The organism is Aureimonas flava (genome assembly GCF_003583935.1).
Lineage (GTDB): Bacteria > Pseudomonadota > Alphaproteobacteria > Rhizobiales > Rhizobiaceae > Aureimonas > Aureimonas flava.
In genome coordinates, this window is record NZ_QYRN01000003.1 from 14,797 (window position 1) to 34,133 (window position 19,337).

Consider the following 19,337-nt stretch of genomic DNA (forward strand, 5'->3'; position numbering starts at 1 on the left):
CTGGGCTGACCTTGCTCCCGGCTAATGACACAAACAGACCGACCAACGGAAGGACCCAAGAATGGTTGCAACGAGTTTCATCGGCCTTGGAGTGATGGGTTTCCCGATGGCGGGGCATCTGGCGGCCAAGGGCCACGACGTCACCGTCTACAACCGAAGCGCGTCGAAGGCGCAAAGCTGGATGGGTAAGCATGGCGGACGCGCCGCCCCGACGCCCCGCGAAGCCGCCGAGGGAGCCGATATCGTCTTCGTGTGCGTCGGCAACGACGACGACGTGCGGTCGGTGATCTATGGCGACGACGGCGCCATGGCCGGAATGAAGGAGGGTGCGATCCTGGTGGATCACACCACGGCCTCGGCCGAGCTCGCGAGGGAGCTGGAGGAGACGCTTGCGGCCAAGCGCCTCCGCTTTCTGGACGCACCCGTCTCCGGCGGTCAGGCGGGCGCCGAGAACGGCGTTCTCACCGTGATGGCCGGGGGCGATGCCCAGACCTTCGCGGACGCCCGGCCGGCGATCGAATCCTACGCTCGGATGATCGGGCTGATGGGCCCGGCGGGGTCGGGCCAGCTCACCAAGATGATGAACCAGATTTGCATCGCCGGGCTGGTCCAGGGACTGTCCGAGGCGGTCCATTTCGGCCAGAAGGCCGGGCTCGACATCGCCAAGGTCGTGGAGGTGATCTCCAAGGGCGCGGCGGGATCCTGGCAGATGGAGAACCGCCACAAGACGATGGACGAGGGACGCTACGACTTCGGCTTCGCCGTGGAATGGATGCGCAAGGACCTCGGCATCTGCCTCGCCGAGGCGCGCCGCAACGGGGCGTCGCTCCCCGGCACCGCCCTGATCGACCAGTTCTACGCCGAGGTGGAGGCCATGGGCGGCCGGCGGTGGGATACGTCCTCGCTCCTGGCACGTCTCAACCGGTAGCGGCCACCCGGACGGCGGGAGGGTCAGCCCTCCCGCTGCTGGTCCTTGTCGAGCAGCAGGTAGTCGAGCGGCAGCTGCGTCGTATACTTGATCTGCTCCATCGCGAACGCCGACGACACGTCCCGGATCTCGATCTTGGCGATCAGCCGCTTGTAGAAGGAATCGTAGGCCGCGATGTCGGGCACCACGACACGCAGGAGATAGTCGACGTCGCCGCTCATGCGGTAGAACTCGATGACTTCGGGAAACTCCTGGACGACCTCCGAGAAGCGCCGAAGCCACTCCACCGAATGCGATCCGGTGCGCACCGACACGAACACGGTGACGCGGGCGTTGACCCGGACCGGGTCGAGCACGGCCACGCGCCGAACGATCACACCCTCCTCCTCGAGCTTCTGGATCCGCCGCCAGCACGGCGTGGTGGATAGGCCGACGCGCTTGGCGATGTCTGCCACGGCCAGAGTCGCGTCCTCCTGGAGAAGCCGAAGGATCTTCTTGTCGAGTCTGTCCACGCCGAACCCCTTTCCGGGGAGCGCGCGGATGGGGCGGCCCCTCGCCGCCCCGCGTTCGCGCCCCCGCGATCTTTCGCGGTTTCTTAAGCCAATTCTTTAAGTTTTCCGCAACAGGATGCTGCCGAACGACCGCATGCAACCCTTGCCCGAACCCTGTCCATGTCGCTTGCCGCCCCGCCATCCCTGGACAAGTCGGCCCTGCCTCGCGGCGGGACGCCCGGCCACAGTCTGGAACTGGCCCGCACGCTCCGCCGCACGCGCGACCGCCTGATCTCGGCCGACGGCATGCCGCCGCGAATCGAGCTCGAACTGCTTCGCCAGCACGTGCCGCAGTTCTCCGCGGGACTGCCCGCGATGGCGGTCCTGGTCGGCGCGGCGGGCGCCCTGCTCGCGCTCGGCGACCTGCCCGTGATGGCGGCCTGGATCGGCCTGAACCTCCTGCTGGCGCTGCCGCTGCTCCTGGTGCTGCGCGCCTTCGAGAAGGCGGCGCCGTCCATGGTGACGGCCTTCGCGTGGCGCCGCCGCTTCCAGATCGGGCATCTGGCGCTCGGCCTTCCCTGGGCCGTCCTGATGGCCTGGCCGGCCTGCGAAGCCTGCGGCTTCGTCGCGGCGGACGCGGTGCGCTTCGCGGTGGCCGTCGCGGTGGTCGGGACGGTGTCGCTGATCGGCGCCAGCCTCAAGGCGGTGGTCGGCTGGAGCTTCGCCCCCCTGGTCGTCGTCGTCGCCGCCCTCGCGGCCCGTGCGGACGATCCGTCGCAGTTCGCCCTTCACGGCGTGCTTCTCGCCGCGGTGCCCTTCTTCGCGATCGTGGCCAACCGCCTTCGCGCCTCGCGCACCGACCGGATCCGCCATCGGACGGAGCGCGATCAGTTCACCTTCGAGATCGAGGCGGCGCGCATCGCCTCGGACCAGGCCCGCCAGCGCGCCGAGGAGGCCAACCTGGCCAAGTCGCAGTTCCTGGCCACGATGAGCCATGAGTTGCGGACGCCGCTCAACGCGATCCTCGGCTTTTCCGAGGTGATCGGCGAGGAGATCCTCGGCCCCGTGGGCAACGAGACCTATCGCGACTATGCGCGCGACATTCACAATTCCGGGCAGCACCTCCTGGATCTCATCAACGAGATCCTCGACCTGTCGCGCGTGGAAGCGGGGCGCTACACGCTGAACGAGGAGGCGGTGAGCCTCGTGGCCATCGCGACGGCGGCGATCGGCTTCGTGCAGATGAAGGCGGACGCGAAACGGATCGAGATCCGCGCCGAGTTCGAGCCGAACCTGCCGCAGCTCTGGGGCGACCCGCGCTCGCTCCGTCAGGTGATCCTCAACCTCCTGTCCAACGCGGTGAAGTTCACGCCCGGAAGGGGCCGGATCCTGGTCCGCGTCGGCTGGACCGCCGGCGGCGGGCAGTACGTCTCCGTGCGCGACAACGGGCCGGGCATTCCCAAGGAGGAGATGCCGCTGGTGCTCTCGTCGTTCGGGCAGGGCACCAACGCCATCAAGAGCGCGGAACAGGGCACCGGGCTCGGCCTGCCCATCGTCCAGGCGCTGGTGAACCTGCACAACGGCACGTTCGAGCTGACCTCCGCCGCCGGCCAGGGTACCGAGGCCCTGGCCACCTTCCCGCATGCCCGCGTGCTCGAGGTGATGCCCGCGCTCGCCGAGCTACCCTGAGGATTCCTCAACCGGAACACGTCCTGGCGAGGGCGCATTGCGGCGCACGTTCCGGCGACATATCTCCGGAGGCATGAGCGCCGCCCCCGCCCCTCTCGCTTCCCCTTGCGTGCGCGTCTGCGCCCTCGACGCCGCCGGCGCGCTATGCGTCGGATGCGGCCGCACGATCCAGGAGATCGCCGCGTGGTCGGGCATGTCCGAGGCGTCGCGCCTCGCCATCATGGGCGAGCTCGCCGAGCGGCTGCGCCTTCACGCACTCGAGGCCGTCTGACATGCGCTCCGGGTTCTCGCTCCTGATCGTCTTCGCCGTGATCGGCGTCGCGCTCGTCGCCCTCACCTTCGGCAACGGTCGGGTGATGGGAATGGACGACGACGCCTTCGCCTCCTTGGTCTACATGGGTCTGTGGACGACGCTTCTCGGCTCCGGCCTCCTCGTCGCGTTCCGCGGTCGCTGGGGCGAGGCCGTCCGTAGCGCGGCGATCTGGGTCCTCGCCTTCGCCGCGCTGATCGCGGCCTATGCGTTCGGGCCCGAACTGCGCACGGCGGGCGACCGGATGCTGGCCGTGCTCGTTCCCGGCCGGGCGGCGAGCCTCGGCGGTGCGGACGGACAGGTCATGGTGGCGCGCGGCGACGGGAGCCACTTCTCGCTCGACGCCGAGGTCAACGGGCGACGCGTGCCCTTCCTGGTCGACACGGGCGCCAGCCTCGTGGCCATCGACCGCGACACCGCCGCCGCCATCGGCATCGATCCCGCCAGCCTGCGCTACACCGCGCGCATCCGCACCGCGAACGGCGACACCGTGGCCGCGCCGGTGACGCTCGACACGGTCCGTGTCGGGGGTATCGAGCGGCGGCGGGTGCCTGCCGTGGTCACGCAGGGCGATGGGATCGGGGTCAACCTCCTCGGCATGAGCTTCCTCGGCAGCTTGCGTTCGTTGGATTTCCGCGGCGACCGGCTGGTGCTCTCCGACTGAGGACGCGTCAGATCAGGCCGATCGCGAAGCGCACCGCCACGGTGAGGAGGAAAGCGCCGAAGCCGAGCTCGAGCTGACGCCTCGTGAGACGGTGGGCGATCGCGGCGCCCAGCTTCACCGTGGGCATGGACATGGGAATCAGGATCGCCAGCGCCGCGATGCTGACATTGCCGAGGCTCAGCGGTGGCAGGCCGGGCTGGCCCCAACCGCCGACCACGAAGGGAACGACGCCCGGTATGGCGATCAGCACGCCGACTCCCGCCGACGTCGCGACCGCCTGATGCATCGATCGGCCGTACAGCGTCATGAACGTATTGTTCAGGACGCCGCCGCCGATCCCCATGATGGCCGAGAGTGCGCCGATCGACAGGCCCGCGACGGTGCGGCCCGCCTGCCCCGGCAGGTCGCTCCCCAGCATGAAGGGGAGCCGTCCGATCAGCATGCGAAGGCCCAGCACCAGGGCGATCGCCGCGAAGATCGCCTCCAGCGCCTCGGACGGGAGCAGGTTCGCGACCGCACCGCCGAGGATCGCACCGAGCGGCACCGCGAAGAGCCATTGTTTCAGGAGGACCGTATCCACCGCGCCCCGCGCCATATGCGCGCGCAGCGAGCGGATCGAGGTCGGGATGATCAGAGCGAGCGAGGTTCCCACGGCGATCTGCATGCGCGTCTCGGCGGCGACGTCGAGCGTCGTCATCACCTGGAACAGCACGGGCACCGTGACCGCTCCACCGCCGATGCCGAGAAGTCCCGCCAGGAACCCGGCGAGAAGCGCACCGGCCGCCAGCAAGGCGACCAGCGTGCCGACCTCGGTCCAGTCCATGTCGATGGTCTCCCCGTCAGGCCGCCGCCTCGGCGGCCGGCCCGAGGCGCACCTCGGCGAACGCCTCGCGGATCAGATCCGGGCCGGCATCGGGCCGGACGGCGCGCTCGGAGAGGAGCTGCCGCCACCGCCGCGCGCCGGGAAGGCCGACGAACAGGCCGAGCATGTGGCGGGTGACGTTGGACAGGCGTCCGCCCGCCGCCATGTGACGCTCCGCATAGGCGACCATGTCGTCGATCAAGGCCGCGTGGTCGAGCGGACGCTCCGCTTCGCCGTGGATCAGGGTGCCGACATGGGCGAGGTCGCCGGGGTTCTGGTAGGCGCCGCGCCCCATCATCACGCCGTCGACATGGGCGAGCTGCGCAGCCGCCGCCTCGACCGTCGCAAGGCCGCCGTTGAGACCGACGAAGACCTCCGGCAGGCGCGCCTTCAGCCGGTGCACGCGGCCATAGTCGAGCGGCGGGATCTCCCGGTTCTCCTTGGGGCTCAGGCCCTGCAACCAAGCCTTGCGCGCATGGACCCAGATGGCCGAGACGCCAGCCGCCACGGCGGCATCGGCCAGCGCGTCGAGCGCCGGCTCGGGATCCTGTTCGTCCACCCCGATCCGGCACTTCACCGTGACCGGCAGCGAGACCGCCTCGCGCATGGCGGCGAGGCAGCGCCCGACCAGCGCAGGGTCGCGCATCAGGCATGCGCCGAAGGCGCCGGACTGCACCCGGTCCGACGGGCAGCCGACATTGAGGTTGATCTCGTCGTAGCCGAACGCCTCGCCGATCCGAGCCGCCTCGGCGAGCTTGGCGGGGTCGGAGCCGCCGAGCTGGAGCGCCAGGGGGTGCTCGGCGGGATCGAAGCCGAGAAGCCGCTCCCGGTCGCCTTGAAGAACGGCGTCCGCCACAACCATCTCGGTGTAGAGAAGGGCGCGCGGCGCGAGCCGGCGGTGCAGGACGCGGCAGTGGCGATCGGTCCAATCGATCATGGGCGCGACGGCGAAGCGGATCGGGAGGTAGGGGCGCATCAGGTCCGCGTGTTGTTCGGCAAGCGATCGGGCGTTGGAGAGCGGCGGCGTCGCTTTGCAAACGCTGGAGGATTGCCTATAGGTTCGCCGCACGAACGATCTGACAGATTTACGAGGAAGATCCCTTGTCTTCAACCTTCGACCGGGTGGCCGACATCATCGCCGAGACGAGCGAGATCGACCGCGACCAGATCACGCCCGAAAGCCACACGATCGACGACCTCGGTATCGATTCGCTCGACTTCCTCGACATCGTCTTCGCGATCGACAAGGAATTCGGGATCAAGATCCCGCTGGAGAAGTGGACGCAGCGCGTCAACGAGGGCGAAGCCTCCACGGAGGAATACTTCGTCATGAAGAACCTCTGCGCCAAGATCGACGAGCTGCGCGCCGCCAAGGCCGTCTGACGACCGCCTTCGGTCGCCGACCCTTCCCGTCGCGGGTGCCTCGTGCGCCCGCGCTTCTGATTCGACGGAACCGACGATGGACCAACCCGCGCGCGACGTGCTGATCACCGGTGTCGGCCTCGTTTCCTCGCTCGGCGAAGGTGTGGAGACGCATCTTTCGCGCCTCGGCGCCGCCGATGGCTTCCAGCCCTCGATCGAGACCGTCGCGCCCACGGCGCATTTCGTCCATCCCCTGCCCACGGTCGACTGGTCGCTCCAGATCCCGAAGAAGGGCGATCAGCGGCAGATGGAGACGTGGCAGAAGCTCGGCGTCTACGCGGCGGGCCTGGCGCTTTCCGACGCCGCGGTGGCTGCCGACGAAGCGACGCGCGCCAAGGTCGACATGATCGTCGCGGCCGGCGGCGGCGAGCGCGACCCGGAGGTGGACGCGCTGGTGATGGCCCGTGCGCGGGGCCTCGTCGACCCGCTGCCGATGATGAACGAACTCCTGTCGAGCGAGCTGCGCCCCACGCTGTTCCTCGCCCAGTTGTCCAACCTGATGGCCGGCAACATCTCGATCGTCCACAAGGTGACGGGGTCGTCGCGCACCTTCATGGGCGAAGAGAGCGCCGGCATCTCCGCCGTGCAGGTGGCCTCCGCCCGCATCCGCGCGGGCCAGAGCCGGATCTGCCTCGTGGGCGGAGCCTTCTCGGCCGAGCGCAAGGACCTTCTCGTCAACTACGAGCTGGGCGGCTTCCTGCTCGGCGGCGAGTGGCGCCCCGTGCCCGGACGCACCGGAGCCGAAGCCGGTTTCGTTCCGGGAAGCGTCGGTGCCTTTCTGGTTCTGGAGGACGCGGAGCACGCGGCGGCACGCGGCGCCACGGCCTACGGCCGGCTGCGCTTCGTGGCGGGCGACCGGGGCGCGCGGGGCGATGGTCGCCTCGCCGAGCGCCTCGCCCGGCTCGTGGACGAAAGCGGAGCCGACGACGAGAAACTTCTGGTCCTGTCCGGCGCCACCGGCCTCCAGCCGGAAACGCGGACCGAGACCGAGCTCCTGCGCGACCGCTTCCCGCGCGCGGCCCTGCGCAGCTTCGGCAGCGCCGTGGGTCATGGTATGGAAGCGCAGTTCCCGATCGGGGTGGCGCTGGCCGCCATCCATCTGTCGGCCGGCCGCATCCCCGCCCCGGCTGCGGGCGGCGAGGAACGGCCCGCGGACTTCGCGCCGGCCCAGGCGCTGGTGACGGGCGTCGGCCACGTACGGGGCGAAGGCGTCGCCCTGGTCGAGGCGATCGAGCCGCGCTGACGCATGAGGATCGGGCCGGACCCTTCGGCCCAGCACGGATGGGACTGATGGCTTCTCGCGATCTCGATTTCCAGGGTCGGCCGGTGGTTGCGGTGACCGGCGTCGGCGTCGTCACGTCGCTCGGGCGGGGCGTGACCGACAACTGGGCGGCGCTGACCGCCGGCCGGTCGGGCATCCACCCGATCACGCGGTTTCCGACCGACAACCTGCGCACCACCATCGCCGGCACGATCGACTTCATGAACGTCGAGCCGTGGAGCGGCATCGCGCTGTCCTATGCGCTGGCCGAAGCGGCGGGCACGGAGGCGATCGCCATGGCCGGGCTCGACCCGGCCGCCTTCGGGGCGCCGCTGTTCCTGGCCGCCCCGCCGATCGAACTCGAATGGTCGCAGCGGCTCGCGCTCGACAAGTTGGGCGGCGACGCGCGCGAGGAGGCCGGCTATGACCGCCTTCTGGAACTCGCCCGCGCCAACCGCTCCCGCGAAATCTACGATCTCACGCTGTTCGGCGGCATCTCGGAGCGGCTCGCCGACCGGCTGGGCACGCGCGGGCTGCCCATCACCCTGTCCACCGCCTGCGCGTCCGGCGCCAGCGCGATCCAGCTCGGGCTCGAGGCGATCCGGCGCGGCGACGCCGACCGCTGCATCGCGATCGGCACGGACGGCTCGGTCGGCGCCGAGGCGCTGATCCGCTTCTCGCTCCTGTCCGCCCTCTCGACCCAGAACGAGGTGCCGGAGCGCGCGTCGAAGCCCTTCTCCAAGGACCGCGACGGTTTCGTGATGGCGGAAGGCGCCGGCGCGCTGGTCCTCGAATCGCTCGCCGCGGCGCGCGCGCGCGGCGCCACGATCCTCGGCGTCGTCCACGGGATCGGCGAGCAGGCGGACGACTTCCACCGCACGCGCTCCAAGCCCGACGGCTCGCCCATCATCTCGACCATCCGGGCCGGGCTCGAGGACGCCGGGCTGACGCCGTCCGACATCGGCTACATCAACGCGCACGGCACCTCGACGCCGGAGAACGACCGCATGGAATACAGCGGTCTTGCCGCCGTTTTCGGCGAGACGATCGGCTCCGTGCCGATCTCGTCCAACAAGTCGATGATCGGGCACACGCTGACGGCGGCGGGCGCGATCGAGGCTGTGGTCTCGATCCTGTCGATGCGCGAAGGCTTGCTGCCGCCCACCATCAACTACGCCCAGCCCGACCCCGCGATCCCGCTCGACACCGTGCCCAACGCCGCGCGGTCGGCGGACGTGTCGGCGGTCCTGTCCAACTCCTTTGGCTTCGGCGGCCAGAACGTATCGCTCGTTCTCGGCCGCGAGCCGCGCTGACCCACCGTTCCACAGGAGCCCCCATGCGAGCCTTGCAACTCGTCGCCGACCGAGACCTGCGGAGCGTCGAGGTGGACGCCCCCGGCGCGCCCGGTCCCGGCGAGGTGACGGTGCGCATCCAGGTCGTGGCGCTGAACCACATCGACGTGTGGGGCTGGCGCGGCATGGCCTTCGCCAAGCGCAAGCTGCCCTTGACCATCGGCGCCGAGGCGTCGGGCATCGTCGAGACGCTGGGCGCAGGCACCTCGGGGCTCGTTCCGGGCCAGCTCGTCTCGATCTACGGCGCGCGCACCTGCGGCCTGTGCCACGCCTGCCGCGAGGGTCGGGACAATCTCTGCGAGCACGTGGGCGGCGTCCACGGATTCCATCTCGACGGCTTCGCGCAGGAGCGCATCAATTTGCCCGCGCGACTGCTCGTCCCCGCCCCTCCGGGCTGCGACGCCGTGGGAGCGGCCCTCGCCCCCGTCACCTTCGGCACGGTCGAGCACATGCTGTTCGACAACGCCCGCCTTCAGCCCGGCGAGACGGTGCTCGTGCACGCCGGCGGATCGGGCATCGGCACGGCGGCGATCCAGCTCGCCAAGCGCCACGGCGCCACGGTCATCACGACCGTCGGCTCGGACGAGAAGATCGAGCCGGCCAAGGCGCTGGGCGCCGATCACGTCATCAACTACCGCGCCGACCGGTTCGAGGGCGTGGTTCGCAAGCTCACCCGGAAGAAGGGCGTCGACGTCGTGTTCGAGCATGTCGGCGCCGACACGTTCGCCGGCTCGATGCTCTGCCTCAAGCGCGGCGGCCGCCTCGTCACCTGCGGCTCCACCTCGGGCGTTTCCACCGAGGTCAACCTCATGATGCTGTTCCAGCAGCAGCTCAAGCTCCTCGGCTCCTTCGGCTGCCGCATGGAGAACATGGCCGACGCTATGCAGAAGATGGCGCGCGGCTGGGTGCGGCCGGTGATCGACACAGAGGTCGGCTTCGACGAGATCGACGTCGCGCTGAAGCGGATGGAAGGGCGGCAGGTGTTCGGCAAGATCGTCCTGCGGGTGGATCGCGACCTCGCCGCATGAGCGGACGCGTCCTGGAAAAAGCCTGGAAGCGGCAGCGGCAGGCGCGCGACTGGCTGATCGCGCAGACGCTCTTCGGCCTGCTCGCGGTTCTGCGGCGCTTTCCCGCCCGCAGGGGCCTCGCGCTCGCGGACGGGCTGGCCCAGCGGATCGGCCCGATGACCGCCCGCCACCGCGTGGCGGTCGAGAACCTGACGCTCGCCTTTCCCGAGATGGACGCGGCCGCCATCGAGGATCTCGCCCGGCGCAACTGGGGCCAGATGGGCCGGATCGCGGCCGAGTACGTCTTTCTGGACGAGATCTTCGACTTCGACCCCTCGCGCGACACGACCGAGGGAATGGTCGAGGTGGAAGGGATCGAGCTGTTCCTGGAGCTGCGCGACAACCCGAAGCCGATCATCTTCTTCACCGCGCATCTCGGCTCGTTCGAACTCCTGCCGATCTGCGCCGCCACCTTCGGCCTGGAGTTGACCGCCCTGTTCCGCCAGCCGAACAACCGCTACATCGCGCGCGAGGTCCTGTCGGCCCGTCGCACGCGCGGGGGCCACCTCGTGCCTTCCAAGGCGGGGGCCGCCTGGGCTCTGGCGGGGGCGCTGGAAGCGGGCGGCAACGTAGGCATGCTGGTCGACCAGAAGTTCAAGCGCGGCGAGCCGACGACCTTCTTCGGCCGTGCCTGCCGCACCAACCCGCTGCTGCCCAAGCTGGCGCGCAAGTTCGACTGCGACATCCATCCCGCGCGCTGCGTGCGCCTGCCGGGCGGACGCTACCGCCTGACGCTGGAGCCGCGGCTGGAGCTGCCGCGCAGCGCGGACGGCGGCATCGACGTCCAGGCGAGCTGCCAGCGGCTCAACGACGTAGTGGAACGCTGGGTCCGCGAGCACCCCGAACAGTGGATGTGGTTCCATCGACGCTGGATGATCTAGGGTCGCTAGCCGCGACCAAGTCCTTCGGCAGTGCCGATTCGCTTCGTTAACCTTCGTCACATAGCTTCGAGCTGCGAAGGAATACGAATGCGATGATCACGTTCCTTAAACGGTATTCGACGAGTGCCATCGGCGCGGCGGCGGTGCTCGCCAGCGTCTCGATCGCTGGCGTCTATATCAGTCAGGAGACCGTTTCCAACCTCGTATCCTCGAGCGCGCAGCAGCGCGTCCAGGGCTTCGTGCGCTATCTGCACGAGACCGATGGCGCGATGGACGCCCTTCTGACGGGTATCTCGCGCAATCCCGACCTCGAGACGGAGGTCCGCGCGGTGGCGCTGGCGTCGGGCATCGCGAACTTCACGGTGTTCGACCTGCACGGACACCCGGAATTCTCATTGAAGTCGGAAGCGCATACCTGGCTGCTGCGTGAGCGGCCGGGGGGCATCAACGGCCTCGATCAGCTCTCGCAGGTCGCGGTGGAGCGCGAGGGGCAGTGGACGGAAACCGTGCGCGTCGGAGGCGGTGAACGCCTGGTGATCTCGCCGGTCGAGCGGAACGGGCTGCGCCTGGGTTTCGTGTCGGTCGTGCCCGACATGCAAGGCGTGCGGGAGCAGGCGGCGCACGTCGTGGGCTTCGCCGTCGCTGGCCTGATCGCCGTACTGGTCATCGCCGCCGGCGTGCCGGGCCTGATCTACATGCGCCGCAAGTGGCGGATCGAGCAGGCGGACGAGCATATCCAGTTCCTGGCGAACCACGACACGCTGACCAAGCTCCTGAACCGCAAGCGGATCGAGGAGGATGCCGCGCGCATCCTCGCCACGTGCCGCGCGACCCGCGAGCGCCTTGCCGTGTGGGCCCTCGACATCCAGGGGCTCGGCGACGTGAACAAAAGCGTCAGCCAGGAGGGAGGCGACGAGTTGCTGCGCGTCGTGGCCGACCGGCTGATGCACGTGATCGACCGGAACGATCTCGTCGCCCGCACCAGCGCGGACGACTTCATGATCGTGCAGCGCAATCTGCGCGGACGCAACGACGTGGAAGCCCTGGCACGGCGGATCCGGCAGGAAGTCGAGGTGCCGGTGACGATCGAGGGCATCACCCTGACCCCTCGCCTCTGCATGGGCGTCTCCCTCGTGCCCGAGCACGGCCGCACCATCGTTCAGCTGTTCCAGCACGCCGAGCTTGCGCTGCTTGTTCACAAGAGCTCGAAGCAGGGCGACTTCGTGCTCTTCGAACCCTCCATGGACGAGGAAGCCAACCGCCGCCGGACGATCGAGCGGCGCATGCGCGAGGCGCTGGAGCACGAACAGTTCGAGCTCTTCTACCAGCCGATCGTCTGCGCCGGGGAGAAGCGCATCCTCGGTTTCGAGAGCCTGATCCGCCTGCCCGACGGACAGGGCGGCTACATCCCGCCCTCGGTCTTCATTCCGATCGCGGAAGCGCGAGGCTACATCAAGGCGATCGGAGACTGGGTGCTGCGGGAAGCGACACGGCAAATCGCCTTGTGGCCCGAGGATCTCTTCATCTCCGTCAACCTCTCCGCCGTGCAGTTCCGCGACGGGGATCTCGTCTCGATCGTGCGGGACGCCCTTGCGGCGTCCGGCATCGCGGGTCATCGGCTGGAGATCGAAGTGGTCGAAAGCCTGCTGCTGGACAGGTCCAACGCCATTCTCGAACAGTTGCAGGAGCTGAAGAAGCTCGGCGTGTCGATCGCGATGGACGATTTCGGAACCGGCTATTCGTCGCTCGGCTACCTCTGGCGCTTCCCCTTCGACAAGCTGAAGATCGATCAGTCCTTCATGATCGCCTTCGAGCAGGGCGAGGCCAACATCCGCCAGATCGTCAGTACGATCGTCAGCCTCGGCCACCACATGAACCTGAAGGTCGTGACCGAAGGCATCGAGACGGCGGAACAGGCCGTCATGCTGTCCGAGATCGGATGCGACCAGCTCCAGGGATACCTGTTCGGCAAGCCGGTGGCGGCCGAGCGCGTGGCCGGAGAATTGCTCGCCTCCCTGTCGGCGCGCGTCGCCGAACGCGACGACCGGACGGCCGACGTCGCCACCGCTCTCGAGGCCGCGTCGTGAGCGACTGACCCCTCGCCTTCCCCCGACGAGCATCGCCGCCCGAGCGCACACGTGGCTCGGGTTATGGTAAATGAAAAGTCAAGATAAACGTCGGATTTTATTTTTCATCGCAGCGAACCAACGCCGGACCGATCCGTTGTACGGAAAACGAAGGGCTTCTGCGATGCGCGTACTGATCCTGGAAGACGAACCCTTGATCGCGATGGATCTCGAAGAGATCATTCTCAAGGCTATCCAAGCCGACTGCGTCTGGGCAAGCAGCCTTCGTGAAGGGCTGCAGCTTATCGCGGATGGCGTAGACTTCGCCTTGCTGGATTTCGACTTGGGCGGCGACAACTCGCTGCCGGTCGCGCGGCAGCTCGCGGCACTGAACGTCCCCTTCTGCTTCGTGTCCGGGAGCCTGTCGGATGTTCCCCGCAGTTTCAGCCGGGTGCCGAAGATCGCCAAGCCCTACCGTTCGGCGGATATCGTCCGCGCCCTGGCGGGCGCCTGACAGGCCGAACGCAGTCGGGGAACTGGATTTGCCCCGACTGGCTCCGGTACGCGAGACCTGATCCGGAGCGCGCCCTCGGGGCGACCGGGACATCATCGATCCTTATGCTTACCAATCCGCTAACGCTGCCCTCGCCTGCCCTGCTCGGGAAAGCGGCCAAGAAAAAAGGCCGGACAAGCCGGCCTTCCCTTCGTCTGTCGCGACGAACCCGCTGCGTCAGCGGGTGACGTCGTTGACGGCGGCACCGGTCGCATCGACCGTATTGCCCACGTCGCGACCCACGCCGCGCACGGTATTGGCGCAGCCCGAAACCACCATCACGGCGGCGAGCGTTGCGGCGACGACGGAAATGCGACGGATCATGACCAAACTCCTCAGGGTCCTGAATGCGGCAGGGAAACGGCAGGTGCGGCATTCGGTTCCACCGCACCGCCACAATTCCTCCGATCCGCGAACCCGGCGCGTCACCCGGCGCGGCGGAGCGCGGGTTTGATTGGTGCGCGACTTGTCTCACAGTTGAAGCCGTATCGCTTTTCTCGGCTCGGCCGAGGGCTTATGTCTGCCATGGCGCGTCCCGCCGAACCCCGGCATCGCGCGCCGCGGCAATGGAAGGAACAGGCATGAAGTGGAAGGATGCCATCTGGCCCTGCGTTGGTCTCGCGGCCGTGGTCCTCTCCTGCTGGATTCTCTACAAGGAAGTTCGCGGCCTTTCGCTGGACGACATCTGGGTCAGTTTCCAGAACGTCGGCTTGAGCCAATGGGCCATGTCGATCGTCTGCGCCCTTCTCGCCTACGCCGTGCTCGCCTACTACGACCGGCTGGCCCTGCGCCATCTCGACCGGCACGTGTCGCTGCCCTTCGTGGCGGCGACCTCGTTCACCACCTACGCATTGTCCCACAACATCGGCGCCTCCGTCTTCTCGGGCGCCGTGGTGCGGTATCGGGCCTACAGTTCGCGCGGGCTGTCGACGTCCGAGATCGCCCTTCTGATCGCCTTCTGCTCGTTCACCTTCGCGCTCGGCATTCTGGTGCTCACCGCGTTCACCCAGCTTGCCGACCCGACGATGATCCGGCGTTACGTGGATGTGGACAGCCGGGTGCCGATCGGTCTCGCGATCGTCATCATCCTGGCCATTGGCCTCTATGTCTTCGGGAGCTTCAAGGGGTTCCGTCCGCGCCGGATCGGCAGCTTCGTGATCCAGTATCCGCGGCGGGACGTGGTCATGCGGCAGTTGATCGCCGCTCCGCTCGAGATCGTGGCGGCGGCCGGCATCATCTATTTCGCCCTTCCGCCGGAGCACAATCCCGGCTTCGTCATCGTGCTCGCGATCTTCGTGGTCTCGTTCTCGCTTGCCCTGGTGTCCCATGCGCCCGGCGGATTGGGCGTGCTCGAAGTGACCTTCCTGACCGGGCTGTCGGACGTACCGGAAACCAGCGTGCTCGCCGCGCTTCTCGTGTTCCGCATCCTCTACCTGCTGATCCCCTTCGCCATGGCGATCGTCATGGTGCTGACATTCGAGCAGAGCGCCATGCGCCAGCGGCGGCGCGCGGCGGCCGGAACGCTGAACCCCCGAACCTGAATCGGGACGATCGACGCGATCAGCGCTGCCAGCGCTCCTGCCACTGCGCCTCGCCGATCAGGCAGTCGGCGGCTGGGGGGTTCGCGGCGATGGGTAGGGTGACGTTCTCGCGGGGCTTTGCCGGCCAGAGGCCGGCAAGTTCCAGCACCAGCTTCCGCCGCACCGCCTCGGGAAACTGAACCCAGTCGTTGACCGGAACCATGAACGCGCCCGGTCCGCCAATCACGCAATCGCTGTAGTAGCGGTCGAGATCGGCGATCGATCCCCATCCACCGCGCGCGTCCCCGCCCTCCGTCATCAGCGGCAGGCCGTTGATCGTGATGCCCCGCGCGGTCGCCGCGTCGCGCGCCTCGGTCACCGGTCGACCCTGGTTGTTGGGGCCGTCGCCCGATACGTCGATCACCCGCCGCAGCCCCTCGAAGCCGTTGCCGTCGAACAGGCCGGCCGCGAAGTCGATGGCGGAGGAGATCGAGGTGCGCCGCATCCGGTCGGGTGCCGCTTCCGAAAGGCGGTAGGCGAAGGCCTCGGCCGCCGCCTTGCCGTCGATCAGCGTCCAGGGGAGAACCACGCTCTGCGACATGTCGCCGGCCCATTCGACATAGGTCACGGCCACCCGGCCGTGGACGCCGTCGGTGATCGCCTGCTGCAGTTCGGGGCTGCGAAAGGCCGCCACGTAGCCGTCGCGCTGGATGTCGAGCTCGCCATAGTCCATCGACCAAGACACGTCCACGGCGATCACGAGTTCGACGTCCACCGGCTCTTCGGCCGCGGCGGGCGACGGGATCATGCCGAGCAGCGATACCGAGATCGCGAGGACGACGGGGTTCACCATCGCGGCAGCGTCCGCCCATTTGCGTGCGGACGCAAGTGCCGATCGAACGGCTGCGACCACAGGTGGCGGATAGCAACGAGGCGTAATGGCGGGTTAATCATACTTTGGAAGAGTGGCGCGGCCGCGAAACGACCCGGACCCCGCCGATGACCCTTCCCATCGAAACGCGCGTCGACCCCGCCCATCCGTCCGGCGTGCGGCCCGCAACCGCCGTGCTTTCCCCGGTGGTGATCGGCCTCGCGGTGACGGCGGTCTGCGCACTGCTTCTGAGCCTTCCGCTCTCGCTGCCCATCGGACCGATGTACTGGGACGTCGTGGTGTTCGTGGACGGCGGCTGGCGGGTCTTGACCGGCCAGACCCCTTCGGTCGATTTCTTCGCCCCCGTGGGTCCGCTGGGGTACTGGCTCTTCGCCGCCGGTCTCGAGCTATTCCCGCGCGCGCAGCCCGTTCTGCTGGCGCAGTGGATGCTGCTACCGGTAAGCCTGGCGGGCCTCCTGCCGGTGCTCGCCCGCATCGACCGGCGCTCGCGCCGCCTCGCGCTGGCGCTGCTCGTGCCGTTCCTCGTGTTCCAGCTTCTGCCCACGAACTTCGAGCAGTTCTCGTCCTATCCGAGCGTCGACGGCTTCGGCATCTACAACCGGCACGCGACGCAGCTTCTCTACGTGCTCACGGTCGCGCTGGTGTTCGAGCGTCGGCAGCGCATGCTGCTGTTCGTGATCGCCTGGACCTGCCTGGCGCTGTTCCTGTCGAAGATCACCGGCTTCCTGTCGGCCGGCATCCTGTGCGCCTTCGCCTTCGCGGCTGGACGCGTGCGCCTGGGCACGGCGCTCGGCGCGCTTCTCGGCTTCGGCCTGGTCCTGGCGGGGCTCGAGGCCACCCTCGGTGTGGTCAGCGCCTACATCCGTGACATCGCCGCGCTCGTCGGCATGAACGAGGGCGTGCTCGCCTCCCGCTTCGTCCAGGCGGCGTCGATTCATTTCGGCATCTTCGCCGCGGGCTCCCTGTTGGTGGCCGCCCTGCTCCTCGCCGACCGCGGGCCGATCGCCACGGACGCGCTCGCCCTCGTCCGCCAGCCGCTGCGCCCGGCCCGCTGGAGCGCGCTGCTCGACCGCGACGTCGCGTGGCTCGGCGTGGCCCTTCTGGCCGGCCTGTCCTTCGAGACCCAGAACACCGGCGGCCAGGCCTTCATCTTCGTTTGGCCGGTCCTGGTCCGCATCCTGTGCGACGCATCGCGACACTCGTCGCGGATGACGGCGACGGTCCTGGTTCTGGCGGCGGCCGTCGCCATGCCGCCGCTAGTCAACGTCCTGCACCGCACGGCACGCGCCCTGGTCGGTCAGGCGCTCTACGTGAAGGTGCCGGCCGAGAACCTGCGCGCGCTCGACAGCGTCACCCAGCGGCCGGAACTGGTCGATCGGGCCGAGCGCATGATCGAGAACTACGTCGCCTTCCCGCAGACCTACGAGGCGCTGGCCGAACAGGGCCAGTTGCCGATCTTCAGCCTCTATTCGGAGCTCGACTTCCAGGCCGCGTGGCTGATCGCGGCGAACGAGGCGGTGGAGGCCATACGCGCCTTCGAGACCGCCAACGGCGTTCGCTTCGAGACGATCATGAGCCTCAACTTCGTCAACCCGTTCCCCTACGCGCTGGAACGGAAGGGCACACCCCGCATCGCCATCGGAGCCGACCCGTTCCGCGCGGTGCCCCCGCCCGACGCCCGCACGATCGAGGCCGTACGCCGCACCGACCTCGTGCTCCTGCCGCTTTGCCCGATCACGATGGCCAACCAGAAGATCCAGTCGATCTACGCCGAAGGCCTCAGCGACCGCGTGGCCATGCCCCTCTCGCGCTGCTGGACCGCCTACGTCCGGCCGGGCCTCCTGCGGGGCAACTGACGTAAACCAAAAAGGCCGGGTCGCGGGACCCGGCCTTTTCGGTTGCGCGAGGGGCCGCGCGGTCAGCCCATCTGCGTCTTCACGAAGTCCTTGACGATCGAGACGATGCCCCGGCCCAGAAGGTCGTCCAGCGCGTCGCAGAACTGGTCCACGTTCTCGTGCGAACAGATCAGCGGCGGCTCCAGGCGGATGACGTTGCGGTTGTACTCCGTGAACGCCACCAGGCAGTCGTAGTCCTTCAGCAGCAGCGCGCCGATGAAGCCCGAGAGCGAGCCCTTCAGCTTGTCGTCCAGGAGCGCCACGACGGGCCGCAGCGCGAAGGGCAGCGTCTGCGAGAAGTCGTGGAACTCGAGACCGACCATCAGCCCCCTGCCCCGCACGTCCTTCACGATCGACGGGTACTTGGCCTGGATCGCCTGGAGCCGCTCCTTGAGATAGGCGCCGACCACCTCGGCATTGCCGATCAGGTCCTCGTCGTAGAGCGTGTTCAGCGCCTCGATCGAAGTGGCGCAGCCCTCGCCGATGCCTCCGAACGTGGCGTGGGCGTGGATCATCGCCGTCTTGGGCGTTCCATAGGCCTTCATGTAGACGTCGCGCCGGGCGATCATCGCCGCCATCGCCGCCTTGCCGCCGCCGAAGCTCTTGGCGAGCGCCGTCACGTCCGGCACGACACCGTGGTGCTCGAAGGCGTAGAAGCGCCCGGTCCGGCCGTAGCCGCACTGCACCTCGTCGGCGACCCAGATCACCTTGTGCTGGTCGCAAAGGGCGCGCACGCCCTGCCAGTACTCGGTGGTCGCCTCGACGATGCCGCCGCCGCCCTGCACCGTCTCCAGCACCACGACGCCGACGTCCGGGTCGGAGCGCACCACGGCGGTCAGCGCCGCCAGGTCGCCGAAGGGGACACGGTAGGTGTTGTCCACCAGCTTGAACTCGCCCTTGTAGAGCGGCGAGTCGGTGATCGAGAGGACTCCCTTGGTCTTGCCGTGGAACGAGTTCTCCGCGTGGACGATCTTGCAGTTCTTTCGACCGCTCGCGCGCTCGGCCACCTTGATCGCCGCCTCCATAGCCTCCGAGCCGGACGAGCCGAGGAACACCATGTCGAGCTCGCCGGGCGAGCAGGCCGCGACGTTCTTGGCCAGCGCCGCCGCGTATTGCGACAGGAAGGCGATGGCGATCTCGTGCCGCTTCTCGTCCTGGAACGTCTTGCGGGCGTCCAGGATGCGCGGGTGGTTGTGGCCGAAGGCGAGCGAGCCGAAGCCACCGAAGAAGTCGAGGATCTTCCGGCCGTTCTGGTCGACGTAGAACATGCCCTCGGCGCGCTCGACCTTCACCTTGTGGAAGCCGAGCAGCTTCATGAAGTGGAACTGGCCGGGGTTGATGTGCTCCTTGAAAACGTCCGCCATGGTGCCGACGTCCATGGCCTTCGCCTGGTCGAGGGTCAGCATGTCGGGCTTGGGCGGCCCGAGGCGCGGGGCGGCGTCGAGCGAGGGGGCGTTGGCGGTCGGGCGGTCAAGCATGGGAGG

At 68.4% G+C, this 19,337-nt stretch carries 19 protein-coding genes; 13 read left to right on the forward strand and 6 right to left on the reverse strand.

Annotated elements, in window-relative coordinates:
• Positions 1 to 61: 61 nt before the first annotated feature.
• A complete protein-coding gene (locus D3218_RS05710; protein WP_119538963.1) occupies positions 62 to 928 on the forward strand; it encodes an NAD(P)-dependent oxidoreductase in 867 nt (288 codons plus the stop codon).
• Positions 929 to 951: 23 nt separating this feature from the next.
• On the opposite strand, the gene D3218_RS05715 is transcribed toward D3218_RS05710, so the two are convergent.
• Positions 952 to 1,440 (reverse strand): Lrp/AsnC family transcriptional regulator, encoded by a 489-nt coding sequence (locus tag D3218_RS05715; RefSeq protein ID WP_119538964.1) that lies wholly within the window; start codon positions 1,438 to 1,440, stop codon positions 952 to 954.
• Between the two features lie 159 nt (positions 1,441 to 1,599).
• Between D3218_RS05715 and D3218_RS20240 the strand changes: the two genes are divergently transcribed.
• The 3 genes from D3218_RS20240 (at position 1,600) to D3218_RS05730 (ending at position 4,082) form a co-directional block, all read left to right on the forward strand.
• Entirely contained in the window at positions 1,600 to 3,108 is a 1,509-nt protein-coding gene (locus D3218_RS20240) for a sensor histidine kinase (RefSeq protein ID WP_119538965.1), read from the forward strand.
• A gap of 73 nt (positions 3,109 to 3,181) precedes the next feature.
• Positions 3,182 to 3,379 carry a DUF1289 domain-containing protein gene (locus tag D3218_RS05725; protein WP_119538966.1) on the forward strand — a complete coding sequence of 66 codons (198 nt, stop codon included), beginning with the start codon at positions 3,182 to 3,184 and terminating at the stop codon, positions 3,377 to 3,379.
• Position 3,380: 1 nt separating this feature from the next.
• On the forward strand, positions 3,381 to 4,082 hold the full coding sequence (locus tag D3218_RS05730) for a retropepsin-like aspartic protease family protein (protein WP_119538967.1): 702 nt from the start codon (positions 3,381 to 3,383) through the stop codon (positions 4,080 to 4,082).
• 7 nt (positions 4,083 to 4,089) lie between these two features.
• Here D3218_RS05730 and D3218_RS05735 read toward each other — a convergent pair whose 3' ends face one another.
• Together D3218_RS05735 and dusA are read right to left on the reverse strand one after the other, a co-directional pair.
• On the reverse strand, positions 4,090 to 4,905 hold the full coding sequence (locus tag D3218_RS05735; protein ID WP_119538968.1) for a sulfite exporter TauE/SafE family protein: 816 nt from the start codon (positions 4,903 to 4,905) through the stop codon (positions 4,090 to 4,092).
• 16 nt (positions 4,906 to 4,921) lie between these two features.
• A complete protein-coding gene (gene dusA, locus D3218_RS05740) occupies positions 4,922 to 5,920 on the reverse strand; it encodes a tRNA dihydrouridine(20/20a) synthase DusA (RefSeq protein WP_119538969.1) in 999 nt (332 codons plus the stop codon).
• 125 nt (positions 5,921 to 6,045) lie between these two features.
• On the opposite strand from dusA, the gene D3218_RS05745 reads away from it, so the two are divergent.
• From D3218_RS05745 to D3218_RS05775, 7 genes are all read left to right on the forward strand, one after another.
• A complete protein-coding gene (locus D3218_RS05745) occupies positions 6,046 to 6,327 on the forward strand; it encodes an acyl carrier protein (RefSeq protein ID WP_119538970.1) in 282 nt (93 codons plus the stop codon).
• Positions 6,328 to 6,403: 76 nt separating this feature from the next.
• Positions 6,404 to 7,609, forward strand: a complete 1,206-nt coding sequence (locus tag D3218_RS05750; RefSeq protein ID WP_119538971.1) for a beta-ketoacyl-ACP synthase — start codon at positions 6,404 to 6,406, stop codon at positions 7,607 to 7,609.
• Between the two features lie 47 nt (positions 7,610 to 7,656).
• Positions 7,657 to 8,940, forward strand: coding sequence for a beta-ketoacyl-ACP synthase (locus D3218_RS05755; RefSeq protein ID WP_119539302.1), 1,284 nt, complete (start codon positions 7,657 to 7,659; stop codon positions 8,938 to 8,940).
• Positions 8,941 to 8,963: 23 nt separating this feature from the next.
• Positions 8,964 to 10,007, forward strand: coding sequence for a zinc-binding dehydrogenase (locus D3218_RS05760; protein WP_119538972.1), 1,044 nt, complete (start codon positions 8,964 to 8,966; stop codon positions 10,005 to 10,007).
• Positions 10,004 to 10,927: a lipid A biosynthesis lauroyl acyltransferase gene (locus D3218_RS05765; RefSeq protein WP_119538973.1), complete on the forward strand. Its 924-nt coding sequence runs from the start codon at positions 10,004 to 10,006 to the stop codon at positions 10,925 to 10,927. The genes D3218_RS05760 and D3218_RS05765 overlap by 4 nt, the downstream gene beginning before the upstream one ends.
• Before the next feature lie 92 nt (positions 10,928 to 11,019).
• Positions 11,020 to 13,014, forward strand: a complete 1,995-nt coding sequence (locus tag D3218_RS05770) for a putative bifunctional diguanylate cyclase/phosphodiesterase (RefSeq protein ID WP_245414933.1) — start codon at positions 11,020 to 11,022, stop codon at positions 13,012 to 13,014.
• 163 nt (positions 13,015 to 13,177) lie between these two features.
• Positions 13,178 to 13,507: a response regulator gene (locus D3218_RS05775; RefSeq protein WP_168990419.1), complete on the forward strand. Its 330-nt coding sequence runs from the start codon at positions 13,178 to 13,180 to the stop codon at positions 13,505 to 13,507.
• A gap of 216 nt (positions 13,508 to 13,723) precedes the next feature.
• Here D3218_RS05775 and D3218_RS19635 read toward each other — a convergent pair whose 3' ends face one another.
• A complete protein-coding gene (locus D3218_RS19635; protein ID WP_168990420.1) occupies positions 13,724 to 13,870 on the reverse strand; it encodes an entericidin domain-containing protein in 147 nt (48 codons plus the stop codon).
• A 257-nt stretch (positions 13,871 to 14,127) separates the two neighbouring features.
• On the opposite strand from D3218_RS19635, the gene D3218_RS05780 reads away from it, so the two are divergent.
• The gene (locus tag D3218_RS05780; protein WP_119538975.1) at positions 14,128 to 15,087 is read left to right on the forward strand and encodes a lysylphosphatidylglycerol synthase transmembrane domain-containing protein; all 960 of its coding nucleotides are present in this window, start codon (positions 14,128 to 14,130) and stop codon (positions 15,085 to 15,087) included.
• A 19-nt stretch (positions 15,088 to 15,106) separates the two neighbouring features.
• Here the strand turns inward: D3218_RS05780 and D3218_RS05785 are convergent, their stop codons facing one another.
• The gene (locus D3218_RS05785; RefSeq protein WP_119538976.1) at positions 15,107 to 15,919 is read right to left on the reverse strand and encodes a DUF1194 domain-containing protein; all 813 of its coding nucleotides are present in this window, start codon (positions 15,917 to 15,919) and stop codon (positions 15,107 to 15,109) included.
• A 146-nt stretch (positions 15,920 to 16,065) separates the two neighbouring features.
• On the opposite strand from D3218_RS05785, the gene D3218_RS05790 reads away from it, so the two are divergent.
• A complete protein-coding gene (locus D3218_RS05790; protein ID WP_119538977.1) occupies positions 16,066 to 17,814 on the forward strand; it encodes a hypothetical protein in 1,749 nt (582 codons plus the stop codon).
• A 62-nt stretch (positions 17,815 to 17,876) separates the two neighbouring features.
• On the opposite strand, the gene D3218_RS05795 is transcribed toward D3218_RS05790, so the two are convergent.
• Complete coding sequence (locus D3218_RS05795; protein WP_119538978.1) at positions 17,877 to 19,331, reverse strand: aspartate aminotransferase family protein; 1,455 nt, start codon at positions 19,329 to 19,331, stop codon at positions 17,877 to 17,879.
• Positions 19,332 to 19,337: the final 6 nt, after the last annotated feature.